Origin of the sequence: Chelatococcus reniformis (genome assembly GCF_014640075.1) — a bacterium.
Taxonomy (GTDB): Bacteria; Pseudomonadota; Alphaproteobacteria; order Rhizobiales; family Beijerinckiaceae; genus Camelimonas; species Camelimonas reniformis.
Genome location: NZ_BMGG01000001.1, coordinates 165,556 through 191,300 on the forward strand (window position 1 = coordinate 165,556; position 25,745 = coordinate 191,300).

Below are 25,745 nucleotides of genomic sequence, written 5' to 3' on the forward strand. Positions count from 1 at the left end.
CGGACTTTGGCCGGGGCAGGAGTGAATAGGCAGCGCACTGCGGCCACCCGGCCGCAGGCCCCTGACACCCGCCCGGGCGCACGACGCCGGCGACGCGCGGGTACCGTTGCTGGTCGCCAATCACGCGGGCTCGCGTAGCCGCGCGATCAGGCGCGTTCCAGGGTGAGATGGCGGGAGCGGACATCGGCCGCGGCGAGCAATGCCTGGCTGCCCCCCTCCCAGACGATGGCGCCGCCATCGAGGATCTGGAAGCGGTCGGCCACCGCCATGCAGGTCTCGAGGCTCTGCTCGACCAGGAGCATGCTGAGGCCCGCGGCCTTCAGCTCGCGCAGGATCTCGACCAGTTGCGCGACGATCACCGGCGCCAGCCCCTCGGTCGGCTCGTCGAGCAGCAGCAGGCGCGGGCCGGTGACGAGAGCGCGGCCGATGGCGAGCATCTGCTGCTCGCCGCCGGACAGCTTGCCGCCCGGCGTGCGGCGGCGGGCGCCCAGCGCCGGAAACATCGCCCAGATGCGCTCGATGCCCCAGGGCGAGCCGCGCCTCGCGGCGAGCTTCAGGTTCTCCTCGACGGTGAGCGCGCCGAAGATGCCGCGGTTCTCGGGAACGAGCGCCAGGCCGCGCTGGGCAATGGCGTAGGACGGCAGGCCAAGGATCGGTGCACCGGCAAACTCCAGCTCCCCCTCGGTGCGGCTGAGCAGACCCATGATCGCGCGCATGGTCGTCGTCTTGCCCGCGCCGTTACGGCCCAGCAGCGCCAGCAGCTCGCCCTCGCGGATAGCGATGTCGACGCCTTGCAGGATGTGGCTCTTGCCGTACCAGCCGTTGAGACCGCGGACACGGAGCAGCGGAGCGGCGCTCATGCCGCGCTCCCGAGGTAGGCCGTGCGCACGGCCGGGTCGTTGCGCACCCGCTCGGGCGGGCCTTCGGCGATCTTGGCCCCCTGGGCCATGACCGTGATCCGGTCGGAAATGCTGAGCACGACGCTCATGTTGTGCTCGATGAGCAGCACGGCCATGGCATCGCGAAGCCCGACGATAAGCTCCTTGGTGCGATGCACGTCGTCGATGCCCATGCCGGCGAGCGGCTCGTCGAGACAGATGAGCTGCGGGCGGCCGGCGAGCGCCATGCCGATCTCCAGCGAGCGCTGGGCGCCGTGGGAAAGGTCCCCCGCCCTCGCGCCCGCACGCTCGCCGATGCCGATCCGCTCGAGGATCGCCTGGACCTCGTCGGCGATGTCCCGCCGCTGCGGGGCTCGCCAGAACACCCAGCCCTCGCGCTCGTGCCGCGCCTGCACGGCAAGACGGACGTTCTCCGCCACGCTCAGCGCCGGATAGAGGTTGGTGACCTGGAACGATCTTGCCATTCCATACCGCACCCGCCGATGCGCCGGCGCGCGGGTGATGTCGTGGCGACCGAAGACGATGCGTCCGGCGTTGGGGGGGCGGACGCCCGTCAGCGCATTGAACAGCGTCGTCTTGCCGGCCCCATTGGGGCCGATCAGGGCATGGATGCTGCGGTGCGCGACGGCGAGGGAGATGCCGGCCAACGCCTGGAAATCACCAAACCGCACGCCGATACCGCTGGCTTCCAGCAGGTACTCAGCCATGACCGGCCCTCCCGCCCCAGCGCCCGGCGACGAGCCGCCCGATGCTCCACAGGCCGCCCGGTAGGAACAGCACGATGGCGATCAGAAGAAGCGCGATGAGGGCCAGCCAGCGCGCCCAGATCTCCGACAGCGCCTCCGAGACGAGCGTGTAGAACACCGACCCGGCGAATGCACCGGCCGGCGAGCCCACGCCACCGATGATCGCCATGATCAAGAGGCGCTGGCTCATCTCCAGCTCGATGTCGCTCGGCGGCACGAAGCCAAGAAAGACGGCATGCAGGCCGCCGGCGAGGCCGGCGATCGCGCCGGCGGCGGTGAAGGCGGCGAGCTTGTAGCGGACAACCGGGTAGCCGAGCGCCTCCGACCTGCCCTCGTTCTCGCGAATGGCGGCGAGCACGCTGCCCAGCGGCGAGGCGGTCAGGCGCTGCACCAGGAGGAAGACGATCAGGAAGGCCACGGTGGTGAGCACATAGAACGACAGCGGGCTCTCGATCGGCAAACCGAGAACCCTGAACGTGCGGGGCAGACCCGTGAGCCCGTTCTCCCCGCCGGTCACGCCCTTGAAGGCGAGCATGGCGAAATAGCCCATCTGGGCGAAGGCGAGCGTCAGCATAACGAAGTAGACGCCCCGACGCCTGACGATCAGCGCGCCCAGCGCCAGGGCCAGCGCGGCGCCGGCGAGCATCGCGACGACGAGGCCCGTGAGCGGGCCGGCCTGGTGGTCTCGCAACAGGATGGCACAGGTATAGGCGCCGAGGCCGAGGAAGAGGCCCTGGCCGAACGACAGCAGGCCCACGGCTCCGAGCAGCAGCGTGACCGACAGCGTGCCCGTGGCGAAGATGACGATCTGGGTTGCCAGCGTCGTGTGCATGACGAACGGCATGACGACGAGGGCGGCCACGACCAGCAGCGTTGCGACGTTGGGAAAGCGCCCGGCCATGGTCAGAAGCGCCCGAACAGGCCGGCGGGACGCACCAGCAGCACCAGTGCCATGGCTGCGTAGATCATCAGCTGCGCGGCTTCCGGCCAGAGCGTGCTCATGATCGACTGAACCAGGCCGATCAGCAGTCCGCCCACGAGAGCCCCCGTGAGGGTGCCGAGGCCGCCGACCACGACGACGACGAAGGCGATGCCCAGCGCCTCGGTGCTCATGAATGGCTCGGCCCCTCGCAATGGCGCCGCCAGCACGCCCGCGAGCCCGGCGAGAGCGCCGCCGAGCGCGAATGCGGCCATGAAGACGCGGTCGACGTTGATGCCGAGCAGACCGACCATCTCCGCGTTCTCGGAGCCCGCCCGGAGCATGGCGCCGAACTTGGTGCGCTCCACGACAAGCCAGAGCACGACCGCGATGACGGCCGCGGCGGCCACCACCGCGAGGCGGTAGGCGGGATAGACATAAGGCCCCAGGAAAACGATGCCGGAGAGGGAGGCCGGCACGGGCACGCTCTTGGCCAGCGGATCGAAGATGAGGATCACGATTTCCTGGAACAGCAGCGCCACCGCGAAGGTGATGAGGATCTGCGCCTCGTGCGGCATGGCGTAGGTGTGGCGCAGCAGCAGGCGCTCGATGACGAGCGCCAGTGCGGCGATGGCGAGCGGCCCGATGAGGAGCGCCCACCAGATGCTGCCGAAGGCGAGCGAGATCGCGTAGGCGATGTAGGCGGCCGCCAGATAGAACGCTCCGTGAGCGAAGTTCACGAACCGCATCAGCCCGAAGATCAGCGTCAGGCCGACCGACAGCAGGAAATAGATCATCCCGATGCCGAGCCCGTTCAGGACCTGGAAGAGCAGCAGCTGGGTCGACATCGGGCGCGGCGATCTCGCTGGAAGGTGGAAAATGATCTCGGATCTATTCGATCAAGGCCGGGCGTGAGCGACCATGACAGCGTGAAACTTGTGCGCGGGCGCGAGAGCATTTCGCAATCGGCAGAGAAATGCTCCAACTCTTGAATCTGACGCGCTTTTTTTGCGATCGAGTGATTCCGGCCAGTCGCCGAGCGCTTCTGCCGTTCGAGCGGCATCGACAGGCGTCAGCCCATGGTGCAGCCGGTCTTGTCCGGCGGCAGGAACGCCTTGGTGGCGGCCACCACGTCGGCGAAGTCGTTCTTGTCCTTCATGGCACCCTTCGCCTTGCCGAGCATGAGGTAGTAGTCCTTGAGCACCTGGTGGTCCTGCGGCCGTACCGTCTCGGTGCCGGTCGGTCCTTCGTAGCTCAGGCCTTCGAGCGCCCCGATGATCTTGGGCACATCGGTGGAGCCGGCCTTGTTGATGCCTTCGATCAACACCTGGGCGACCGCATAGCCGCAGGCGTGCAGGTAGTTGGGCACGTCGCCGGTCTTCTGCTTGACGATCTCCGCCACGCGCCGGCCTCCGGGCGAGTCGACGCCGTGCCAGAAGTTGCAGCCGAAATAGACCCCGTCGCAATTCTCCGGCCCGAGCGCCTGATACTGGTCGAGGCCCGTCGACCACACGGCCAGGATCTTGGTGTTACGCTTCATGCCGTAGCTGACGGCCTGCCGGATGACATCGACGGTCTGGTTGCCGAAGTTGCATACGGCGAGCACATCGGGCGCGGCGGAGAGTGCCGTCGCGATGTAGCCGGAGTATTCCCGGTCCGAGAGGGAATGGTAGCTGTTGCCGACGTGCTGGATGCCCTTCTCCTGGAACACCTGCTTGCAGTTGCTGAGCAGGCTGTCGCCGAAGACGTACTGCCCGGTGATGGTGTACCAGCGCTTGGCCTGCGGGAACTTGTCGATGAGCGGCCGGACCGTGGAGTTGACGGCGCTGTAGCAGGCGACCGGCCAGCGGAACGACGACCTGTTGCAGTCCTTGCCGGTGATCTCGTCGGCCCCCGCCTCGTTGACGTAGATGCCGCCGCGCGCGTGCACCTCCTTCTGCACGGCGAGCCCGATCGCCGAATTGGTGCAGCCGACGACGTGCTTGATGCCGTGCTGGGTCATCACCTCCTGCACCTTGCGCACCGCTTCGCCGGCATCGCCGCGGTCGTCGAGCAGGACATAGTTGAGCTTGTTGCCGCCGGCGGAGCCATAGGCCTCGACCGCCCATTTGCTGCCGTCGTTCAATGCCGAGCCGACGTTGGCGAAGGTGCCGGAGAGCGAGTAGACCGCGGCGATATCGAGCACGCTCTGCGCGTTGGCCCGGCGGATGAGGGGCGGCGCCGCCAGCACGGCCGCAGCCGCTGTGGCGCTGGTCAGGAAGCGTCGGCGTTCGATCATCGGTTCACCCCTCGGCCACATTGTTGTCCGTTGTCAGGTCGGGTCCGCCGTCACGCGCCGCCTTCAGCGGCAGCCGCGGCAGCGCGGGCGCGTTTGTCGAGCCACCAGCCCCACGAGCTCGGCCACAGCGAAAAATCCGGGTCCTGCCCGAGCTCCCGCGCCGCGTGCAACGGCCAGTGCGGATTGCTCAGGGCCTCGCGACCGATGGCGACCAGATCGGCCCGCCCGTCACGCACGACCGCGTCGGCGAAGGCGGGCGTGGTGATGAGGCCGACGGCCATGGTCGGCACCTGCGCCTCGGCGCGGATCCGGGCGGCGTAGGGCACCTGATAGCCTTCCGGGCGGCGAATCATCCTGGTCGTCGTGCGCTCGCCCAGGCCGCCGGAGGAGCAGTCGACGACATCGACGCCGGCCTCGACCAGCAGGCGGGACAGAGCCACCGATTCGTCCAACGTCCAGCCGCCCGGCTGATCGTCGACGCAGGACAGGCGCACGAGCAGCGGCCGCTCGGATGGCCACGCGCTGCGCACCGCCTCCATCACCTGGAGCAGCAGCCGCACGCGGCCGGCGAAATCGCCGCCCCACGCGTCGGTCCGCCGGTTCGACAGGGGCGAAAGGAAGGTGTGGATCAGATAGCCGTGGGCGGCATGGATATCGAGCACCTTGAAGCCGGCACGGGCAGCGCGGGCGGTGGCGCGGGCGTAAGCATCGACGAGGCGGGCGATGCCGTCCCCCGTCAGCGCCTCGGGCACGTGCCAGCCGGGATTGGCCGGCAGCGCGCTCGGCGCCAGCGTGGTCCAGGGCGGATCGCCTTCGGCCGCGTTGGCTTGCGTGAGCGGCGCATAGCCCTGCCACGGGCGTGAGACGCTGCCCTTGCGCCCGGCATGGATCAACTGGGTCGCGGGCGTGGCGCCGAAGCGGTCGATCTCCTCGGCGATGGCGGCGAGCGCACCGACGTGGTCGTCGCTCCACAGGCCGAGGTCCGCCGAGGTGACGCGGCCTTCCGGCGACACGGCCAGCGCCTCGGTGATGACCGTTCCGGCGCCGCCGAGGCTGAGCCGACCGTAGTGCTGCCGATGGAAGGCCGTCGGCAGGCCGTCGGGGCCGGCGGCGTATTGCTGCATGGGCGACACGACGACGCGGTTGGCAAGCGTGACGCCCCTGAGCGTCAAAGGCGAAAACAGATGTGGGTGCGTGCTCATGCGGCAAGTCTCATGCGGCAAGTCCCATGCGGTCGCGAAGCCAGGCCCAGCCCACGCCCAGCGCGATGGCCGGTCGCCGCAACCCGTGCCAGGCGATCGGCGAGATCGGCGTCGAGGGCAGCGGCGGCCGCTCACCCCGCAACGCCATGCCGGCCAGCCAGCGGCCCATCAGGCTGGCCATGGCGACGCCGCGACCGTTGTAGCCGAGGCCGATCAACAGCCCCGGTTGCGGCTCGTGCAGGTGAGGGATGCCGTCGAGGGTAAGCGCGACCTGCCCGGACCAGCGATGGGTGATCGCGGCGCCGCGGGTCTGCGGGAAGGTGCGCTGCATAGCCGCGATCAGGGCGTCGGCGAACAGCGGCTGCTCGGCGTCGCCGACCGCGCCGCGGCCGCCGAACACCAGCCGCCCGTCGGCGGACTGCCGGAAGTAGAAGGCGAGACGGCGCGTCTCCGAGCAGCAGACGCCGCCCGGCATGATGGTCTGCTGCAATTCGGCCGGGAGCGGCTCGGTAGCGATCAGCGCGCTCTGCACCGCCAGGACGGTTTGCGCCAGGCCGGGCACCAGCCCATCGGTGTAGCCGTCGGTGCCGACGACGAGCGACTTCGCCGTGACGCTGCCGGCGGCGGTCGTGACCTGCCAGCCGTCGCTGCCGCGGCGGATCCCGCTGACCGGGGTGTCCTGGTAGATTGCCGCCCCGTGCTCCCGTGCGGCCCGCGCCAGGCCCCGCACATAGGCAAGTGGATTGACGACACCTGCCCGCCGGTCGATCCAGCCGCCGACATAGGCGCGCGTGCCGACGAGCCGCGCCACGCCATCGGCATCGAGCAATTCCACCGGCGCACCAAGGGCGATCCATTCGCGGGCGCGGGCCTGCACCCGGGCCAGCGCCGTCGGCGAGGGCGCAGCCTGAAGCCAGCCGCCGCGCTGCGGCGTGCATTGGATGGCGTGGCGCGCGATCAACTCGAAGACCAGATCGGCGGCACCGCCGGCGGCCTCCGCCAGCGCCGCGCCGGACGCCTCTCCGAACAGGCCGCGCAGCTCGGACGGGTCGTATTTGAGGCCGGGGATGACCTGGCCGCCGTTGCGGCCCGAAGCGCCCCAGCCGATCTGGCGCGCCTCGAAGAGAGCCACCGAGGCGCCGGCCCGGGCCGCCGCCAGCGCGGCCGAGCAGCCGGTGATGCCGCCGCCCACCACGGCCACGTCGACGGCCGCGGCGAGCCGCGAGGCCTCGGCGCCGAGCGGCGGCTCGGCCGCCGTGGCCGACCAGAGCGAGCGCTCGAAGCTTGCGGCCGAGGAGGACATGGGCGGCCTACTCCGCCGCGATCTTGTGCTGCGACCAGGCGGACGCCGAGCCGGCCGAGATGATGCCGTCCTCCAGATCGCGGCGGATCTTCTCGAGCGGGCGGGCGGCGGGATCGCCGTAGCCGCCGCCCCCGCCGACCGCGAGCGTGACCACGTCCCCCTTCTCCAGATCGATGGCGTCCTTCGACTTGAGGGTGATGGCCCGGCCTTGGCGCAGCACCTCGCAAAACCCGGTCTCGCCGGTCCGGCCGCCGAACAACCCCTCCGGCGGCCGCCGGAAGCGATCGGAATAGAGCGACAGCCGCACGCCGTCGCTGAGGATCTCGTAGCGGCGCACGAAGCCGAGGCCGCCCCGTGCCGCGCCGGCGCCGCAGCTGTCGGCCCGCATGGCGTATTCGATGACGCGGAAGAACGGGAAATCCTGGTCGAGGGCCTCGACCGGCGTGTTGGAGCAGTTGGACAGGGGGCTGTCGACGGCATCGCAGCCGTCCACATCGACGGCTGCGCCCGAACCGCCGCCGAAGATCTCCAGGTAGACCGACCAGCCGCCCGGCCCCAGGCGGGAGAGCACGCCGACCGTGGTGGTGTCGAAACCGCAGGCGATGACCTTGTCCGGCACCGCCTGGGCGAGCGCCTTCATCACCGCATTCCATGCGCGGAAGCAGGCTTCCATGCGGGCGCGCACCGGCGCGGGATGGTGGGGATTGAGCAGGCAGCCCTTGGGCGCCGTCACCGTGATCGGGCGGGCGGCGCCGGCGTTGAACGGAATGTCCGGGCTGGTCAAAGCCGCCTTCACACAGGAGAGCGCCGCCGAGACCGTTGCGGCGAAGGGCGCGTTGAGGTTGCGGCGGACCTGCGGGGCGGTGCCGTCGAAGTCGATGGCGATGGCGTCGCCCTCGACCGTGACGGTCGCCCGCACGGGGAGCGGTGTTTCCGAGAGACCGTCGTCGTCCACCGCATCCTCGCCGACGTAGACGCCCGCCGGGATCTGCCGGATGGCGGCGCGCATGCGTGCCTCGGAATAGTCGAGCAGCATGCCCATCACCGCGGTCAGCTTGTCGGCCCCGTAGCGCTGGGCGAGCTCGACGATGCGCGCCGCGCCGATGGCGTTCGCCGCGATCTGCGCGTCGAAATCGCCCATGGTCTGGTGCGGCACACGGACATTGGCCCGCAGCAGGCGCTCGAAGGCGCCGCCGTGCCAGTCCCGCGTCATGTTGAGCTTGATCGGCGGGATGATCAGCCCTTCCGCATAGACATCCACCGCCGCGGTGTTCAGCCCGGGATCGCCGCCGGAGATGTCGAGGTGGTGGGCGACGGAGGCGGAGAAGCCGAGCACCCGCCCTTCGAAGAAGATCGGGTGAAAGAAGAAGACGTCCTGCAGGTGCTGGCCGCCGGAGTAAGGATCGTTGATGACGAAGAAGTCGCCTTCCTCCAGCGTCTCAACCGGATAGCGCGCCGCGCAGGGCTGGAACACGCGGCCGATGGTGCCGAGCTGCATGGGGATGAGCTCGGCCTGGGCGATCGTGCTTCCATCGGGATCGAGGAGCGCCGCCGACCCGTCCCGCGCCTCGCGCAGCACGGTGGAATAGGCCGAGCGGACCAGCTTGGCTCCCATCTCGCGTGCCGCCGCGATCAGGGACTGGCTGATGATGGCGTAGTCGACAGGATTGACTGTCATGGATTCGCCTTCCCGATACCGCGGCGCATGATGGCACTCCGCTCAGGCATTGATGCGCTGCATGATGATGTTGCCGGGCTCGTCCCGCCGCGCGCGCCACGCCGGGGGCACCCAGAGAGTCGAGCTGTAGCCTTCGACGAGGGTCGGCCCCTCGACCGGATCGGCCGGGTCGAGCGAGGCGGCATCGATCAGCCGCGCCTTGACGGCGCCCTGCGCGGTCCAGATCTCCGCCTCGCCGGCGTGCGGCACGGCGGCAGGCCGCTCGCGGAACTCCGGCAGCGCGTCCAGCCGGCGGCGGACGCCGAAGCGCAGGCCGACGATCTCGACGTTCCGGCCCGGCTCGCCGCCGTGGAAGTAGATGCGCCGGTGGGCCGCGGCGAAGTCATCGGCAAGATCCGAAGGCTTGAGGCCGGCCAACCGGTCGGGGGCGATCTCGACTGGAATTTCGAAGGCTTGTCCGACGAAGCGCATGTCCGCGGTGAGGTCGAAGGCGAGCTCGCCGTCGAGGCCGAGGCTGCGGAACTCGGCCTCGGCGCCGCTGCGGAAGCGGGCGAACTCCTCGCGCAGCAGGCCGGGGGCCTCCTCGCCCAGGGAGGCCCGGCGGGTGACGCCGGCCACCCGGACATAGTCGGCCGACAGCAGGCCGAGCGCCGAAATGACGCCGGGGTTGGGAGGCACCAGGATCTCACCGATGCCGAGTTCCTCGGCAATCTCGGCTGCAAGCAGGGGACCCGCGCCGCCGAAGGGCAGCAGCGCGTAGTCGCGAGGGTCGCGCCCCCGCTCGGTCGAGACCAGCTGGACGGCCCGAACGATGTTGGCGACCGCAAGGCGGATGGCCGCGGCCGCCGCCTCGCGCACGCTGACGCCGAGCCGGCCCGCCACCTCCTCGAACGAGGCGTGTGCGCGCTCCACGTCGAGCGCCATGGTGCCGCCGAGGAAGGCATCCGCCCGGATGGTGCCGCGGATCAGGTGCGCATCGGTGACCGTCGGCTGGCTGCCGCCGCGGCCGTAGCAGGCCGGCCCGGGCGAGGCGCCGGCGCTGCGCGGGCCGACGCGCAGCATGCCGCCGTCGTCGATCCAAACGAGCGAGCCGCCGCCGGCGCCGACGGTCACGATGTCGAGCACCGGGGTCCTGATCGGCAGGCCGTCGACCTCCGTCTCCGGTGCGATCGCCGGTGCCCCATCCACCACGAGGCAGACGTCGGTGGAGGTGCCGCCCATGTCGAAGGTGATCAGGTTGCGCCGCTGCGACCGTTCCGCCTGGCGGATGGCGCCGACGACACCTGCCGCCGGACCGCTGAACAGCGCAGTGATGGAGTTGCGCCGCATGGCCACAGCCGGCAGACGGCCGCCGTTCGACTGCATGACGGAAAAGCCGCCCTGGAACCCGGCGCGCGCCAGCGTCGCCTCGAAGCGATCGAGGTAGCCGTCGATCACCGGCTGCACATAGGCCGACAGCACCGTCGTCGAGGCCCGCTCGAACTCCCGGAACTCCTGCGCCACCTCGTGCGAGCAGGCGATCCGCAGCTCCGGCAGCGCCGCGCCGATCAGCGCCTTCAGCCGCTCCTCGTGCGCCGGCGCGATGTAGGCGGACAGGAGGCAGATCGCCAGCGCCTGGTAGCCCCCTTCCGCAAGCTGCGGAATGAGGGTGGCGCGCACCTCCGCCTCGTCGAGCGGCTGGATCACCGCGCCGGCCGCATCGACGCGCTCCGACACCTCGAAGCAATCCTTGCGACGGACCGGCGGTGCCGGCTTGGCGTAGCGGAGGTCGTAGATATTGCGGCGGTCGTGGCGCTGGAAGAAGAGGATGTCGCGAAAGCCCCGGGTGGTGAGGAAAGCGATCGACGCGCCCTTGCGCTCCAGGATCGCGTTCGTCGCCACGGTCGAGCCATGGACGAGGTCGGTGACATCAGCAGCCGCGATGCCCGCCGCCTCCAGCGAGCCGAAGGCGCCGATCTCGGGCGCCCCCGGCGTGCTCGGTACCTTCACCACCTCGACCCGGCCGCCGTCCACCGCGACCAAATCGGTGAAAGTGCCGCCCACTTCGATCCCGACCCGCATTCACCTCTCCACCCTATTGTGGATGGGATCATAGGCACCGCGAGGATGAAATTGCAATTAGGCTAAAACTATGAGCAAAGAATTTTAGCAAGGCTGCCAACATCAGGGGCAGCACGGGGAATCCCGAGCCAATGGCGAAACAAGCGCGCACACCCCCCGACGCGGCGGATCCGGAGCGACCCAACGAGATGGGCCGCAAGCTCAGAATGCGCCGGGCGATCAAAGGCCTGTCGCTGCAGGAGGTGGCCGAGCGCGCGGAGATCTCGGTCGGTTTGCTCAGCCAGATCGAGCGCGGCGTTACCACCCCGTCGCTGAAATCCCTGCGCCAAATTTGTGCGGCCCTGGCCATGCCGATCGGCTGGCTGTTCGATCTGGCCGAGGCCGAGCACGACGACGTCGTGGTGCGCGCCTCGGCGCGCCGGACCTTGGACCTGGGCCCCAAGGGCATGCGCAAGGAGCTGCTGTCGCCGGACGCGGTGCCCGGCATCCAGATGATCCGGATCGTCATCCGCCCAGGAGGCGCCTCTGGCGAGCCCTACAACAACCCGGCCGGCACCAAGTGCGGCACGGTTCTGGCGGGCACGCTTGGACTGGAGGTCGACGGCCAGGACTATATTCTGGAGACGGGCGACTCCTTCGCCTTCGCGGCGACCCAGATGCACCGCTTCTGGTGCGTCGGCGATCAGACGGTCGACCTGATCTGGGTGGTCACGCCGGCGATCTATTGAGCGCTGCCCGATACGGTGGAGGCACCGATCGGCGAAAAGCCCTCAAATTCAACCAGATCCCGATACTATCGCCATGTCCATGGGCCGCGGATCGGCTGCAGCAGCGGCCTGCGCGACACCGCCCGGGGCGTCGCGCCGGTGACCCGCTGCTACCGCTATCGGTAGAAAAGCCGCGAAGCGTGGAGAGCGGCGGCCCCAAGAGGTGCGCGTCGGCAGCCGCAGCCAACCGGACGCGGCTGCCGACGCCCGTAAGGGGTTCCGATCCGCGTGGAAGAGCCGATGACACGGGGCCCTGGCCCCGGCACGGCGCAGCCTCGACGATTGCCCGGATGGCGCCTGCGCCCGCGGCCGGGTGACGCCCGGCCAAGCGTTAGAAGCAGCGGACCATTGGGGGATCGCCGCGCGCGTGCCGTGACGCGGCCGCGATAAGTGCCTACTGGGCCTTCACCTCGAGCACGGCCTGGGCCAGGAACTCGTCCATTGTGCGCCGGATCTGGTGGTCGGACTGCTCGATGCCGGCCGCATCGAAATCCTTGCGCACCTTGCGGAACACGTCGTCGTCGCCGGCCTCCTCGAAGTCGGCCATGACCACCGCCTTGGCGTATTCGGCAGCGTCGGCACCGGTCTTGCCGAGCTTGTGCGCCGCCCACTCGCCGAGCATCCGGTTGCGGCGCGCCATCGCCTTGAACCGCAGTTCCTCGTCCAGAGCGAACCTGCGCTCGAAGCCCTCCTCGCGCTTGTCGAACGTCGTCACCGTTGTCTCCCTCCGTGTTCGGCCCCGAGCGATATAGAGGCCCGCGGGGGCGAAGACCAGTGCGGCCCCCGCGGATTCGGCGGCGCGTCCGAAGCACGCATCGTCGCGGCCGGGTGTAGCGGACGCGGCCACACCCCACATTGTGCTTCGCCCCCCGATCAGCTAGGTTGGCTCGTGCGGGTGGCCTAGCTGCTGAAGCCCGCCAGCCGCGGACTTGATCTCTTAAGGAACCACGGCAACCCATGGATTTCCTGAAAACACGGTATACGCCGATGAACCGTCGCCGTCGTATCTACGAAGGCAAGGCGAAAGTGCTCTATGAGGGCCCCGAGCCAGGCACGTTGATCCAACACTTCAAGGACGATGCCACCGCCTTCAACGCCAAAAAACACGAAGTCATCGACGGTAAGGGCGTCCTCAACAACCGCATCTCCGAGTATGTCTTTCAGAACCTGAACGACATCGGAGTGCCGACGCACTTCATCAAGCGGCTCAACATGCGCGAGCAGTTGATTCGCGAGGTCGAGATCATCCCGCTGGAGGTGGTGGTGCGCAACGTCGCGGCCGGCTCCCTGTCGCAGCGCCTCGGCATCGAGGAGGGCACGCAGTTGCCCCGGTCGATCATCGAGTTCTACTACAAGAACGATGCCCTGAACGACCCGATGGTGTCGGAAGAGCACATCACCGCCTTTGGCTGGGCGAATCCGCAGGAAATCGACGACATCATGGCGCTCGCCATTCGCGTCAACGACTTCCTGTCGGGCCTCTTCCTGGGCGCCGGCATCCGCCTCGTCGACTTCAAAATGGAGACCGGGCGGCTCTGGGAAGGCGACATGATGCGCATCGTGGTCGCCGACGAGATCTCGCCGGACTCCTGCCGTCTCTGGGACATCAAGTCCGCGGACAAGCTGGACAAGGATCGCTTCCGTCGTGACCTCGGCGGGCTGATCGAGGCCTATTCGGAAGTGGCGCGCCGGCTCGGCATCCTGGGCGAGAACGAGAACCCGGCCGCCGGCGGCCCCCGGCTGGTTCAGCCGTAAGGGCGGGACCGGAGGGGCGCAAAAGCCCCCCTTTGTCCCATCGACCGTCATGGGGCCGGGCTTGACCCGGCCATCCATCCGCCGGCAAGCGCGCCCATGACCGGCCCGCGGGCTGCTCTTTTTGCGACGACGGATCGCCGGATCAAGACCGGCCATGACGCCTTGACCTCTGCGATCACCGCGATGACAGGCGCCGGCCCACGGGGCGGCCGCAAACCGATCACGTCGGCGTCAGCGGCGCGTGGCGGCGGCCTTTCGGCTTTCGGCCGGCCCAGCTCATGCGTATAGAGCTATCCGCAGCGGCGCCGCCTCGAGACCTTCAATCCTTGCGCCGACCACGGGCAAGCGATGTTTCGACGCCTCTATGATTGGACACTGAGCCTGGCCGGTCGGCCTGGCGCCACGTGGGCGCTAGGCGCCGTGTCGTTCGCCGAGAGCTCGTTCTTTCCCATCCCACCGGACGTTCTGCTGGTGCCAATGTCCCTGTCGCGCCCGGACAAGGCTTGGTTCTACGCCGGCGTTTGCACCGTCGCCTCGGTCCTCGGCGGCTTGTTGGGATATGCGATCGGCGCATTGCTGTTCGATTCGCTGGGCCATTGGCTCATTCGTGCGTATGGGCTATCCGACGGCTTGGAGGCGTTCCGGCATTCCTACGCGGAATACGGGCATTGGATTATCCTGATCAAGGGCGTCACGCCGATCCCCTATAAGCTGGTGACAATCGCTTCCGGCTTTGCGGGCTATAGCCTGTTCTGGTTCGTGGTGCTCTCGGTGATCACCCGGGGCATCCGCTTCGCCATACTGGCCGGAGCCATGCACTACTTCGCCGAGCCGATCCGTCGGGTGATGGAGCGGCACTTCGGTCTCGTCATGGGCCTCGTGCTGGGGTTCGTCGTGATCGGCTTCGGGCTCGCCAAGCTGGCGTTTTGAGGACCATCGTCGCGTGACCACGCCTTTCGACATCCCGCGGACCGCAGCCATGCTGGTGTGTGCCGGGGCTGTCGCGACCATCACCGCCGTCTTCGTGTTCCAGTATGGGCTGGGCTACCAGCCATGCCAGCTCTGCTACTATCAGCGCCTCCCCTACTATGTGGGTATTCCGCTGGCGCTTATCGCGGCGGGCCTGCCCCGGGCACAGGCGCGAGCCCGAGCGATCGCGCTGGGACTGCTGGCCCTGGTCTTCCTGGTGAGCGCAGGGCTCGCCATCCATCACGCCGGCGTGGAGTGGAAATGGTGGGCCGGCCCGGCCGGCTGCGCCGCAGCCGCCGACCAGAGCGGCTCGATCGATGATTTCATGAAGCAACTCAACAGCGTGCGCGTGGTGAGTTGCACCGACGCCGCCTGGCGCTTCCTGGGCCTGTCGATGGCCGGCTGGAACGCTGTGGTGTCGCTGATCCTGGCCGCCATTGCCTTCCTCGGCGCGCGCCGCCCGGCCGCCGTGCGAGGCTTGCCGCGTTGACGGCGTTCTGGCGGGCCACCGCTCCCGCCCAGCCCATGAGCATGATGCGCACCGCCTGGACCGGCGCCATGGTGGTCATGCTGGGGCCGATCAGCCTGTCGCTCTACACGCCGGCGCTGCCTGCCATGGTGCATGCCTTCGACACCACGCCGGCCGCCATCAAGCTGACGCTCACGGTGTATTTCTGCGGCTTCGCCTTCGCCCAGCTCGCCTGCGGCCCCCTGTCGGACGCCTATGGACGGCGGCCGGTCGGCCTGAGCTTCTTTGCCATCTACCTCGTCGGCAGCGTCGTCGCGGCCTGCTCGCCGACCCTCGAGTGGCTGCTGGCGGGCCGCGCTCTTCAAGGCATCGGCGCCGCCGCCGGCATCGCCACCTCCCGGGCCATGGTGCGCGACCAGTATTCGGGCCAGCAGTCGGCCCGCATCATGAACCTGATCGGCATCATGCTGGCCGTCGGGCCGGCGATCTCGCCATCGCTCGGCGGCCTCATCCTGGCGACCGTCGGCTGGCAGGCGATCTTCTTCCTGATGGTCGTCTATGGCCTCGTGGTGATGGTGCTGGTCGGCTTCCTGACGCCGGAGACCAACCGCCACATCAACCGCGCCCTGGCCAAGCCCCGCCACGTCATCGCCAGTTACCGCACGCTGCTCGCCGACCGGCGCTTCATCGGCCCCTCGCTGCTCATGGCGATCTCGCCGGGCGGCCTCTACACGCTCGCGGCCATGCTGCCCTTCGTCATGATCGAGCGCGTCGGGCTGACGCCGACCCAGTTCGGCCTCGGCATGCTCGCGCAGACCGGCTCGTACCTGACCGGGGCGGCCATCGCCGGCGTCATGCTGCGACGCGTCGACGCCATGAGGCTCATCCCGTTCGGCCTGACCATGGTGGCGCTGGCCGGCCTCGGCTTCGGCATCGGCCTGCACTTCTGGCCGCCATCCTTCGTCAGCGTTATGGGGCCGGTGGCGCTCTGGGCCTTCGGCAACGCCTTCATCATGCCGGGCACCACGGCAGGTGCGCTGGCGCCGTTCCCGCACATCGCCGGCGCGGCCTCGGCGCTCACCGGCTTCATGCAGATCGGCGGCGGGCTCTTCGGCACGGCCGCCGCGGCGCTGCTGTTTGCCGATCCGTTCCAGGCCATCACCATCATCATGGCGGTGATGGCGTCCGTGGCGGTCGTCGTCTATTTCACCTTGATTCACACCTCGGGCCCGGCAGCCCGGCTGATGCCGGCGGTCAAGCCGGAGGATATCGAGGTGGCTGTCGACCCCGCCGGCATCGTCGGCGCCGGTGCGGCGGAGATCGAGACCATCACGTCCGCCCGCCAGGGCCGCCGGGCCTGAACTTTACCGACGCGGCCGTTGCCCGTCGGCTCAAGAGCGGGTAATGCGGAACAATTCCACCAGACCCAGCCCGGAGCGCCCCATGAAGGCCCGTGTGACCGTCACCCTGAAGAACGGCGTGCTCGATCCGCAGGGCAAGGCGATCGAGGGGGCGCTGGCCTCGCTCGGCGTACCCGGCGTCGCCGGTGTCCGGCAGGGCAAGGTGTTCGACATCGACCTCACCCACAGCCAGGCCGGCGAGGCGGAGGCCGCCCTGAAGGAGGCCTGCGAGAAGCTGCTGGCCAACACGGTGATCGAGAACTACCGCATCGAGCTCGTGGCCTGAGTGCCGCGGCTCCTGCTGGAGCGCCGGGCCCGGCCCATCCGCCCCGTGCGACGATTGAGAGGCACGCCATGCTCGACCCCGAGGCGCAGACCGTCCTCGATCTGATCAAAGCCGCCGGGCGGCCGCCGATCACCGCGCTCGCACCGGCAGACGCCCGCCAAGTCTACCGCAATTCGCGCCGGGCACTCACCCCCGACTCGCCGGACGTCGCCTTCGTCGAGGACCTGGAGATCCCAGGTCCGCGCGGCGCCATCGCGCTGCGCCACTACCGCGGTATCGGCACCCGTCCCGGCATGCGGCTGCCGTGTCTCGTCTTCATGCACGGCGGGGGCTGGGTGATCGGCGACCTCGACACGCACGATTACGTCTGTCGCAAGCTCGCCAACGCGGCCGCCTGCGCCGTGGTCTCCGTCGACTACCGCCTGGCGCCGGAACACGTCTTCCCGGCCGCGGTCGAGGATTGCGTCGCCGCCGTCCGCCACGTGGCCGCCGCCGCAGCCGACCTCGGCATCGACGCCGGTCGGCTCGCGGTCGGCGGCGACAGTGCGGGCGGCAACCTGGCGGCGGTCATGGCGCACCTGGCGCGCGACGGCGAGCTGCCGCCGTTGGCCTTCCAGCTGCTGATCTATCCGGCCACCGACATGGCCATGCGCCACCCCTCGCACGCGCTGCCGCTCGCCGGATTTCCGTTGGAGGGATCGACGGCGCGCTGGTTCGCCCGCAACTACATGGGCGAGAGCGGCGATGTCGGCCATTGGTGGGCCTCGCCGCTCAAGGCGCCGCGCTTCGGCGGCCTCGCCCAGGCCTTCGTGCTCACCGCCGGCTACGATCCGCTGGTCGACGAGGGCCGCGATTACGCCGCCGCGCTCGAAAAGGCGGGCGTGCAGGTGGCATATCTGCACATGAGTGACCAGATGCATGGCTTCATCACCATGTCGAAGCTCATCCGCAGCGCGGAGACCGCACTGGACATCATGGGCCTGGCGCTGGCCCGCGCCCTGGAGCCTTCTGCAACCGGATGAGATCATCCGGTCGCGAAGACATGCTCCACGTTTTTTAAGTCTGGAGCGCTCCGAGATCGGTGGATCCACCCGATCACGGACGCCCTTGCATCGACCTGAAGGTCGCCGGAGTACCCGATGAAATCGGCCGTCGTCATCTTCCCCGGATCCAACCGCGAGCGCGATGTCGCGCGCGCGCTGAAGGATGCCGCCGGCTCGACACCGGCCATGCTCTGGCACGGCGAGCAGGCGCTACCGTCCGGCACCGATCTGGTGGTACTGCCCGGCGGCTTCAGCTACGGCGACTATCTGCGCTGCGGCGCCATCGCCGCGCGCGCCCCGATCATGGACGCGGTCAGGGCCCACGCGGCGCGCGGGGGCCTGGTGCTCGGCATCTGCAACGGCTTCCAGATCCTGTGCGAATCGCAGCTGTTGCCGGGCGTGCTGATGCGCAACGCCCAGCTGCGCTTCGTCTGCCGGCGCCAGCACCTGCGCGTGGAGCGCAACGACACGGCCTTCACCGGCCGCTACCTACCGGGCGCCGTCATCGACGTGTGCGTGGCCCACGGCGAGGGCAGCTATGCCGCCGACACCGACACGATCCACCGCCTGGAGAGCGAGGGCCGCGTCGCCTTCCGCTACTGCGACGCTGCCGGCGAGCTGACGCCCGCCTCCAACTGCAACGGCTCGGTCAACGCCATCGCCGGCATCTACTCGCAGGGTGGCAACGTGCTCGGCCTGATGCCCCATCCGGAGAACCTGATCGACGACCTCGTCGGCGGCACCGATGGGCGCGGCCTCTTTGAAAGCCTCGCTGAGGCGCGCCGCGCCGCCTGAGCACCGCCCTCCCCGCTTGCCTCACGACGAAGAACGATGATCGCGAACGCCCCCAAGATCACCCCCGAGCTGGTCGCCGAGCACGGCCTCAAGCCCGACGAATACGAGCGCTTCCTGGCGCTCATCGGTCGCGAGCCGACGATCACCGAGCTCGGCATCGTCTCCGCCATGTGGAACGAGCACTGCTCTTACAAGTCGTCGCGCCTGCACCTGCGCAACCTGCCCACCAAGGCGCCCTGGGTGATCCAGGGGCCTGGCGAGAACGCCGGCATCATCGACATCGGCGACGGCGACGCCATCGCCTTCAAGATGGAGAGCCACAACCATCCGTCGTTCATCGAGCCGTACCAGGGCGCGACCACCGGCGTCGGCGGCATCCTACGCGACGTCTTCACCATGGGCGCCCGGCCGATCGCGGCGCTCAACGCGCTCCGCTTCGGCTCGCCCGACCATCCGCGCACGCGCCACCTGGTCTCCGGCGTGGTGGCCGGCATCGGCGGCTACGGCAATTCCTTCGGCGTGCCGACGGTCGGCGGCGCGGTCGGCTTCCACACCCGCTACGACGGCAACATCCTGGTCAATGCCATGGCCGTCGGCCTGGTGCGCAGTGACAGAATCTTCTACGCGACCGCCACCGGCGTCGGCAATCCGATCGTCTATCTCGGCTCCAAGACCGGCCGCGACGGCATCCACGGCGCCACCATGGCGTCGGCCGAGTTCGACCAGAATTCCGAGGAGAAGCGGCCGACCGTCCAGGTCGGCGACCCCTTCGCCGAGAAGCTGCTGCTGGAGGCGTGCCTCGAACTGATGGACTCGGGCGCCGTCATCGCCATTCAGGACATGGGGGCGGCCGGCCTCACCTGCTCGGCGGTAGAGATGGGCGCCAAGGGCGACCTCGGCGTCGAGCTCGACCTCGACGCCGTGCCCTGCCGCGAGGAGGGCATGAGCGCCTACGAGATGATGCTCTCGGAGAGCCAGGAGCGCATGCTCATGGTGCTCAAGCCCGAAAAGCGGGATGAGGCGGAGGCGATCTTCCGCAAATGGGGCCTCGACTTCGCCGTGGTGGGCCGCACCACCGACACGCTTCGCTTCGTCGTCAAGCACGGGGGCGAGGTGGTCGCCGACCTGCCGATCAAGGAGCTGGGCGACGAGGCCCCGCTCTACGACCGGCCCTACATCTCCAACACCTTCGAGCCCGTTCTGACCGCCGCCGAGGTCGCGGCGCCGATGTCCAACGGAGCAGCACTGCTCGAGCTCATCGGCTCGCCCGACCTCGGGTCCAAGCGCTGGGTGTGGGAGCAGTACGACCACCTGATCCTCGGCAACACGGTGCAGACGCCCGGCGGCGACGCCGCCATCGTACGCATCGAGGACGGGCCCAAGGGCATCACGCTCACCACCGACGTCACTCCCCGCTACTGCGAGGCCGACCCGGTGGAGGGCGGTCGGCAGGCGGTGGCCGAGGCCTGGCGCAACATCACCGCCGTGGGGGGCCGCCCGCTCGCCATCACCGACAATCTGAACTTCGGCAACCCGGAAAAGCCTGAGATCATGGGCCAGTTCGTCGGCTGCCTGCGCGGCATCGGCGAGGCCTGCCGCGCCCTCGACTTCCCGGTCGTCTCAGGCAACGTCTCGCTCTACAACGAGACGCAGGGACGTTCGATCCTGCCGACTCCGACCATCGGCGGGGTCGGCGTATTGGACGACGTCGCCGTGCACGCCACCGTCGGCTTCAGGCGCTCCGGCGACGTCATCGCGCTGGTGGGAGACACCGCCGGTTGGCTGGGCCAGTCCTGTTACCTGCGTGACGTCTGCGGCCGCGAGGCCGGCGCCCCGCCACCGGTCGATCTCGCCGTCGAGCGGCGCAACGGCGATTTCGTGCGCGGCTTAATCCAGGCCGGCCGGCTCGCCACCGTGCACGATTGCTCGGACGGGGGCCTCGCCGTGGCGCTGGCCGAGATGGCGCTGGCGGGTGCCGTCGGCGCTACCCTCGATCCGTTGCCGGAAGGTCTCGCCGCCCATGCCTTCCTGTTCGGCGAGGATCAGGCCCGCTACGTCATCGCCGCCGCCCCCGAGACCATGGAGGCGATCATGGCCGAGGCGGCCCATGCCCAGGTGCCCGTGCGGCGGCTAGGCGTGACCGGCGGGGACGTGCTGGCGCTGCCCGGCGAGGCGCCGCTGGCGCTGGCCGAGCTACGCGAGCGGCACGAATCGTGGCTGCCGACCTACATGGCCGGCCAGGGGCATCTGACCGCCGCCTGACAGGCGAGGCGGCCGCGCCCGTGCGGGCGTGCGAGCGCCATCCTATATAGTCAGTGGGGCGATGGAGCGAAGCACGCGGTGAGCCGCGGCGCAGGAGCGGGGACCGGACGATGGCGATGCAGGCGCGCGAAATCGAGGAGATGATCCGCCAGGCGATCCCGGACGCCACGGTGGAGATCCATGATCTCGCCGGCGACGGGGACCACTACGCCGCGACGGTGGTGTCGCCGTCGTTCAAGGGCAAGACCCGCGTGCAGCAGCACCAGATGGTCTATCAGGCCCTGCGCGGCAATATGGGCGGTGTCCTGCACGCGCTTGCATTGACGACATCCGCTCCCCAAGATTAGCGAAGCCTGCGCGCGCCTTGACCGCGCGATTGGAGAACGTTCAATGACCGATGCTCACGCCCTGATCGACAACGAAGTGAAGTCCAACGATGTCGTGCTGTTCATGAAGGGAACGCCGCAGTTCCCGCAGTGCGGCTTCTCGGGCCAGGTGGTGCAGATCCTCGACTACCTGGGCGTCCCCTATAAGGGCGTGAACGTGCTGGCCGACGATGCGGTGCGCCAGGGCATCAAGACCTACAGCAACTGGCCGACCATTCCCCAGCTCTACGTCAAGGGCGAGTTCGTCGGCGGCTGCGACATCATCCGCGAGATGTTCCAGGCCGGCGAGCTGCAGAGCCACTTCACCGAGAACGGCATCACCGTCCGCCAGGTGGCGTGACGGGCGATCGCTGCGCTCCGATGGATGGCCGGGGCCGGCCCGGCCACGACGACGCCGGGTTACGTGTGCTTTGAGCGCCGGTTCCAGGCTTGGTCCCGGTCAGCGGCAGCGCTATTTCTGCTGCAGGATGGCGCGCAGCAGCGCCTGCGCGTCCGCCGAAGCCCATTCGGCCGGGCCATCCAGGTTGGCCACGACGCAGCCCCTGCGGTTGACGACGAGCGTCGTCGGCAGGCCTGAGGCGCGCTCGGCACTGCGCAGCGCCTGAAACACCTTGCCCTGCGGGTCGGCGTAGTAGACCAGGTTGGAGATGCCGTTGTCGGTCAGCCATCGCCTGGGTTTCGCCGGGTCGCGGCCGTCCATGTTCACGGCCACCACCTCGAAGTCCGGGCCGCCGAGCGCCGCTTGCAGCGCATCGAGCGCCGGCATCTCCTTGCGGCACGGCACGCACCACGTCGCCCACAGATTGAGCAGGATGACGCGGCCGCTAAAGTCGGCGGCGGTGCGCGCCGCCCCGTTCGCCGCCTGGAAGGCGATGGGCGGGGCCGGCTCCGGTGTGCGCGCCACACGCACGCCCGCCACTTCGCCCTTGGCGAGCGCATCGACGGAGGCCGCGTCCCAGCGACCGCACTGCGCCTCGGCTACGTTGCGGGACGACGCGCGCCAATATAGGGCTGCGGCGCCAGCTGCGGCCACGAGCGCTGCGACAGCGACGAGCCAGGACGCGCGACGGCGGATGGATGGGGTCATGAGACCGGAATCGAGACCAACATGAGCAACAAGATGTGGGGCGGGCGGTTCTCGACCGCACCCGCCGCGATCATGGAAGAGATCAACGCCTCGATCGAATTCGACAAGAGGCTTGGCCCGCAAGATGTGCGCGGCTCGTTGGCGCACGTGGACATGCTGGTGGCCACCGGAATCGTCGCGGACGCCGATGGTGCCGCCATCGCCGACGGCCTGCGGGCCATCGCGGCCGACATCGACGCCGGGCGCTTCACGGTGTCGCGGGCGTTGGAAGACATCCACATGAACGTGGAAGCCGAGCTCGCGCAGCGGATCGGGCCGGCAGCCGGGCGGCTGCACACGGCCCGCTCGCGCAACGACCAGGTGGCCACGGACATGCGGCTGTGGGTTCGCGACACCGTCGATGCGCTCGATGCCCAGCTCGCCGCCCTGCAGCGGGCGCTGGCCGGCCGGGCGCTGGAGTTCGCCGCCGCGGTGATGCCCGGCTTCACTCACCTCCAGTCGGCCCAGCCGGTGACGCTCGGTCATCACCTGCTCGCTTACGTCGAGATGTTCGGCCGCGACCGCGGCCGCCTCGCCGATGCGCGGCGCCGCATGAACGAGTGCCCGCTCGGTGCTGCCGCGCTTGCCGGCACCTCTTTCCCCATCGATCGCGCCCGCACGGCGGCGGCCCTCGGCTTCGACCGGCCGACCGCCAACTCGCTCGATTCGGTGTCCGACCGCGATTTCGCGCTGGAGACGCTCGCCGCCGCATCGATCTGCGCCGTGCACCTGTCGCGCTTCGCCGAGGAGATCGTGCTGTGGGCGACGCCGCAGTTCGGCTTCGTGCGGCTTTCCGACGCGTTCTCGACCGGCTCGTCGATCATGCCGCAGAAGCGCAACCCGGACGCGGCAGAGCTCGTGCGCGGCAAGGCCGGCCGCGTCGTCGGCGCGCTCACGGCGCTGCTGATCGTGATGAAGGGCCTGCCGCTGACCTACTCCAAGGATATGCAGGAGGACAAGGAGGGCACCTTCGATGCCCTGCACACCCTATCGCTCTGCCTCGCCGCCATGACCGGCATGGTCGACGACCTGACGCCGGACCTGGACGCCATGCGCCGGGCTGCCGGCAGCGGCTACGCCACGGCGACCGACCTGGCGGACTGGCTGGTGCGCGCGCTCGGCCTGCCCTTCCGCGAGGCCCATCACGTCACCGGGCGCCTCGTCGGGCTCGCGGCCGAGGCCCGGATCGGGCTGGAGGACCTGACGCTCGCCCAGATGCAGACCGTGGAACCGCGCATCACCGCCGCCGTGTTCGAGGTGCTTGGCGTCGACCGCTCGGTGGAGAGTCGCACCAGCCACGGCGGCACGGCGCCGGTCAACGTGACGCGCGAGGCCCGGCGCTGGCTCGCCGCACTCGCCCCGGCGGGCGCAGCCGGGCCGGGCGAGGCGGCCGCCGACGCCTGAGCTTTGCGATTCCGTCCCCGGATCTTTCGGTTATAGTGCCGCCCGCTTCGTGAGGATCGCCCCCCTTGTCCGCTCCCCTCCCCGCGCTGTTGCGCGTTGTCGTCGTCACCGCAGTGATGGCTTTGGCCTTGGCCGCCTGCGGCCGGCGCGGCGCGCTGCAGCCGCCACCGGACCCCGGTGCCCCCAAGCAGACCGAGGCGCAGAAGGCCGACGCGCAGTCCGACGACGACGAACCCGATACGATCGTGCCCACGCCCGCGATCACCGGAGCGAAGAAGAAGCCCAAGGGCTACACCATCCCGAAAGATCGCTTCATCCTCGACTCGCTGCTCTAAGCCCTTCGCGGCAGGGCGGGGAGCACCCGTCGCCGGCGAGGCGCCCCCGATCGGAAAGAAGCACCCCGGATTCAAATAACGAGGGGCACGCCCGGATCGGGAAAAGCGCATAGGGCTCGGTCCTGATAAACTGCCCCCGAACGGGTGGGTGGGCCGGGCTCGGCCTCCCATCCCCACGACATCAGCCACCCACCAGGAGATGGAGCGGAACGGAGGCGTCCCGCTCCTGCACCGCATGCGCCATTTCGAATATCGCGGCGGCGTCCTGCACGCCGAGGACGTCGACCTTCGCCGCCTGGCCGACGAGGTCGGCACGCCGTTCTACTGCTACGCCACCGCGACGCTGGAACGCCACTACCGGGTGTTCGCCGAGGCCTTCGCCGACGTTCCTTCGCTCGTCTGCTATGCGGTGAAGGCCAACTCCAACCAGGCCGTGCTCGCCACCCTGGCCAGGCTCGGGGCCGGCATGGACATCGTCTCGGGCGGCGAGCTCTCGCGCGCGCTGGCAGCCGGCGTGCCCGGCGAGCGCATCGTCTTCTCCGGCGTCGGCAAGACGCGCGAGGAAATGGCCGATGCACTCCAGGCCGGCATCCTCTGCTTCAACGTGGAGTCCGAACCGGAGCTGGAGGCGCTGTCGGAGGTGGCGGCGGGGCTGGGCCGCCGCGCACCGGTCTCGATCCGCGTCAACCCGGACGTCGACGCCGGTACCCACGCCAAGATCTCGACCGGGCGCTTCGACAACAAGTTCGGCATTCCGATCTCGCAGGCCGCAGCGGTTTACGCCCGCGCCGCCGCCCTGCCTGGCATCGAGCCGATCGGCGTCGACATGCACATCGGCAGTCAGATCATCGACCTCAAGCCGTTCGAGGACTCCGCCCGCCGGCTGACGGAGCTGGCGCGCGAATTGATGGCAGCGGGGCACCGGCTACGCCATATCGACTTCGGCGGCGGCCTGGGCGTGCCCTACAAGCTCGACAACGAGCCGCCGCCGTTGCCGGCCGAATACGCCGCCATCATCAAGCGCGCGACGCACGATCTCGGCCTCGAACTGGTGTTCGAGCCGGGCCGGCTGATTGTCGGCAACGCGGGCATCCTGGTCTCGCGCGTGCTCTACGTGAAGCACGGCGAGGGCAAGACCTTTCTCATCGTGGACGCAGCGATGAACGATCTGATCCGACCGACGCTCTACGAGGCCCACCACGACATCCTGCCGGTGGTCGCCCATGCGACCGACGCGCCGGAGATGGTGGCCGACGTCGTCGGCCCGGTCTGCGAGACCGGCGACTATCTGGCGCTGGGCCGACATCTGCCGCAGCTCACCGCCGGTGACCTGATCGCGGTGATGACGGCCGGCGCCTACGGCGCAGTCCAATCCAACACCTACAACTCGCGCCCGCTCGTGCCAGAGGTGCTGGTGAAGGGGGCGGACCATGCGGTGGTGCGACCGCGCATCACGGTCGAGACATTGATCGGCCTTGATCGCCTGCCATCGTGGCTGGCGTAACGCTGCTCCTTGGCGCCGGGTCCGCGCTTGCGCGGTCCTGGCCGTAGATGAGGTGCCGACCCCGGGGGCGCTCTGGAAAGTTCGGTTGCGCATGCTAGCTTCAGGTGCGGGGGCGGACGAAGCGTCGGCAGGTTTCTTGCTGGGACCGGACGATCGGA

At 69.3% G+C, this 25,745-nt stretch carries 25 protein-coding genes; 14 read left to right on the forward strand and 11 right to left on the reverse strand.

Annotated features, from left to right (window positions below; translation table 11 throughout):
* Window positions 1-146: 146 nt before the first annotated feature.
* The 9 genes from IEW34_RS00740 to IEW34_RS00780 all read right to left on the reverse strand — a co-directional run bounded on the left by IEW34_RS00740 (window position 147) and on the right by IEW34_RS00780 (window position 11,086).
* Window positions 147-860, reverse strand: a complete 714-nt coding sequence (locus tag IEW34_RS00740) for an ABC transporter ATP-binding protein (protein WP_188607224.1) — start codon at window positions 858-860, stop codon at window positions 147-149.
* Window positions 857-1,606, reverse strand: coding sequence for an ABC transporter ATP-binding protein (locus IEW34_RS00745; protein ID WP_188607225.1), 750 nt, complete (start codon window positions 1,604-1,606; stop codon window positions 857-859). The genes IEW34_RS00740 and IEW34_RS00745 overlap by 4 nt, the downstream gene beginning before the upstream one ends.
* On the reverse strand, window positions 1,599-2,546 hold the full coding sequence (locus IEW34_RS00750) for a branched-chain amino acid ABC transporter permease (RefSeq protein ID WP_188607226.1): 948 nt from the start codon (window positions 2,544-2,546) through the stop codon (window positions 1,599-1,601). The genes IEW34_RS00745 and IEW34_RS00750 overlap by 8 nt, the downstream gene beginning before the upstream one ends.
* 2 nt (window positions 2,547-2,548) lie before the next feature.
* Window positions 2,549-3,412 (reverse strand): branched-chain amino acid ABC transporter permease, encoded by an 864-nt coding sequence (locus tag IEW34_RS00755; protein WP_188607227.1) that lies wholly within the window; start codon window positions 3,410-3,412, stop codon window positions 2,549-2,551.
* A gap of 224 nt (window positions 3,413-3,636) precedes the next feature.
* Window positions 3,637-4,842 (reverse strand): ABC transporter substrate-binding protein, encoded by a 1,206-nt coding sequence (locus tag IEW34_RS00760; protein ID WP_188607228.1) that lies wholly within the window; start codon window positions 4,840-4,842, stop codon window positions 3,637-3,639.
* A 50-nt stretch (window positions 4,843-4,892) separates the two neighbouring features.
* Complete coding sequence (locus IEW34_RS00765) at window positions 4,893-6,044, reverse strand: NADH:flavin oxidoreductase/NADH oxidase (protein ID WP_188607229.1); 1,152 nt, start codon at window positions 6,042-6,044, stop codon at window positions 4,893-4,895.
* Window positions 6,045-6,054: 10 nt separating this feature from the next.
* On the reverse strand, window positions 6,055-7,347 hold the full coding sequence (locus tag IEW34_RS00770; protein WP_188607230.1) for an NAD(P)/FAD-dependent oxidoreductase: 1,293 nt from the start codon (window positions 7,345-7,347) through the stop codon (window positions 6,055-6,057).
* Between the two features lie 7 nt (window positions 7,348-7,354).
* A complete protein-coding gene (locus IEW34_RS00775; RefSeq protein WP_188607231.1) occupies window positions 7,355-9,025 on the reverse strand; it encodes a hydantoinase B/oxoprolinase family protein in 1,671 nt (556 codons plus the stop codon).
* Between the two features lie 42 nt (window positions 9,026-9,067).
* The gene (locus tag IEW34_RS00780) at window positions 9,068-11,086 is read right to left on the reverse strand and encodes a hydantoinase/oxoprolinase family protein (protein ID WP_188607232.1); all 2,019 of its coding nucleotides are present in this window, start codon (window positions 11,084-11,086) and stop codon (window positions 9,068-9,070) included.
* Window positions 11,087-11,217: 131 nt separating this feature from the next.
* Between IEW34_RS00780 and IEW34_RS00785 the strand changes: the two genes are divergently transcribed.
* On the forward strand, window positions 11,218-11,814 hold the full coding sequence (locus IEW34_RS00785; protein ID WP_188607233.1) for a helix-turn-helix domain-containing protein: 597 nt from the start codon (window positions 11,218-11,220) through the stop codon (window positions 11,812-11,814).
* A 433-nt stretch (window positions 11,815-12,247) separates the two neighbouring features.
* Here the strand turns inward: IEW34_RS00785 and IEW34_RS00790 are convergent, their stop codons facing one another.
* Entirely contained in the window at window positions 12,248-12,568 is a 321-nt protein-coding gene (locus tag IEW34_RS00790) for a DUF1476 domain-containing protein (protein WP_188607234.1), read from the reverse strand.
* A 242-nt stretch (window positions 12,569-12,810) separates the two neighbouring features.
* Here IEW34_RS00790 and purC point away from each other — a divergent pair, with 242 nt between their 5' ends.
* From purC to grxD, 10 genes are all read left to right on the forward strand, one after another.
* Complete coding sequence (gene purC, locus IEW34_RS00795; protein ID WP_188607235.1) at window positions 12,811-13,608, forward strand: phosphoribosylaminoimidazolesuccinocarboxamide synthase; 798 nt, start codon at window positions 12,811-12,813, stop codon at window positions 13,606-13,608.
* A 348-nt stretch (window positions 13,609-13,956) separates the two neighbouring features.
* Complete coding sequence (locus tag IEW34_RS00800; protein ID WP_188607236.1) at window positions 13,957-14,538, forward strand: YqaA family protein; 582 nt, start codon at window positions 13,957-13,959, stop codon at window positions 14,536-14,538.
* Window positions 14,539-14,551: 13 nt separating this feature from the next.
* Window positions 14,552-15,067: a disulfide bond formation protein B gene (locus IEW34_RS00805; RefSeq protein ID WP_244641663.1), complete on the forward strand. Its 516-nt coding sequence runs from the start codon at window positions 14,552-14,554 to the stop codon at window positions 15,065-15,067.
* Complete coding sequence (locus IEW34_RS00810) at window positions 15,064-16,407, forward strand: multidrug effflux MFS transporter (RefSeq protein WP_244641664.1); 1,344 nt, start codon at window positions 15,064-15,066, stop codon at window positions 16,405-16,407. Before IEW34_RS00805 ends, IEW34_RS00810 begins: the two co-directional genes overlap by 4 nt.
* Before the next feature lie 82 nt (window positions 16,408-16,489).
* Window positions 16,490-16,732 (forward strand): phosphoribosylformylglycinamidine synthase subunit PurS, encoded by a 243-nt coding sequence (gene purS / locus IEW34_RS00815; protein ID WP_188607237.1) that lies wholly within the window; start codon window positions 16,490-16,492, stop codon window positions 16,730-16,732.
* 68 nt (window positions 16,733-16,800) lie between these two features.
* Window positions 16,801-17,754, forward strand: coding sequence for a LipP1 family hormone-sensitive lipase (gene lipP1, locus IEW34_RS00820; protein WP_188607238.1), 954 nt, complete (start codon window positions 16,801-16,803; stop codon window positions 17,752-17,754).
* Between the two features lie 117 nt (window positions 17,755-17,871).
* The gene (gene purQ, locus IEW34_RS00825; RefSeq protein WP_188607239.1) at window positions 17,872-18,570 is read left to right on the forward strand and encodes a phosphoribosylformylglycinamidine synthase subunit PurQ; all 699 of its coding nucleotides are present in this window, start codon (window positions 17,872-17,874) and stop codon (window positions 18,568-18,570) included.
* Window positions 18,571-18,606: 36 nt separating this feature from the next.
* Window positions 18,607-20,832, forward strand: coding sequence for a phosphoribosylformylglycinamidine synthase subunit PurL (gene purL, locus IEW34_RS00830; protein ID WP_188607240.1), 2,226 nt, complete (start codon window positions 18,607-18,609; stop codon window positions 20,830-20,832).
* A 110-nt stretch (window positions 20,833-20,942) separates the two neighbouring features.
* Window positions 20,943-21,179, forward strand: a complete 237-nt coding sequence (locus tag IEW34_RS00835) for a BolA/IbaG family iron-sulfur metabolism protein (protein WP_188607241.1) — start codon at window positions 20,943-20,945, stop codon at window positions 21,177-21,179.
* A 43-nt stretch (window positions 21,180-21,222) separates the two neighbouring features.
* On the forward strand, window positions 21,223-21,558 hold the full coding sequence (grxD, locus tag IEW34_RS00840) for a Grx4 family monothiol glutaredoxin (protein WP_188607242.1): 336 nt from the start codon (window positions 21,223-21,225) through the stop codon (window positions 21,556-21,558).
* Between the two features lie 111 nt (window positions 21,559-21,669).
* Here grxD and tlpA read toward each other — a convergent pair whose 3' ends face one another.
* Window positions 21,670-22,305: a thiol:disulfide interchange protein TlpA gene (tlpA, locus tag IEW34_RS00845; protein WP_188607243.1), complete on the reverse strand. Its 636-nt coding sequence runs from the start codon at window positions 22,303-22,305 to the stop codon at window positions 21,670-21,672.
* Window positions 22,306-22,326: 21 nt separating this feature from the next.
* On the opposite strand from tlpA, the gene argH reads away from it, so the two are divergent.
* The 3 genes from argH to lysA all read left to right on the forward strand — a co-directional run bounded on the left by argH (window position 22,327) and on the right by lysA (window position 25,587).
* Window positions 22,327-23,748 (forward strand): argininosuccinate lyase, encoded by a 1,422-nt coding sequence (gene argH / locus IEW34_RS00850; RefSeq protein ID WP_188607244.1) that lies wholly within the window; start codon window positions 22,327-22,329, stop codon window positions 23,746-23,748.
* A gap of 65 nt (window positions 23,749-23,813) precedes the next feature.
* Complete coding sequence (gene lptM / locus IEW34_RS00855) at window positions 23,814-24,083, forward strand: LPS translocon maturation chaperone LptM (RefSeq protein ID WP_188607245.1); 270 nt, start codon at window positions 23,814-23,816, stop codon at window positions 24,081-24,083.
* Between the two features lie 235 nt (window positions 24,084-24,318).
* Entirely contained in the window at window positions 24,319-25,587 is a 1,269-nt protein-coding gene (gene lysA / locus IEW34_RS00860) for a diaminopimelate decarboxylase (protein ID WP_188607915.1), read from the forward strand.
* Window positions 25,588-25,745: the final 158 nt, after the last annotated feature.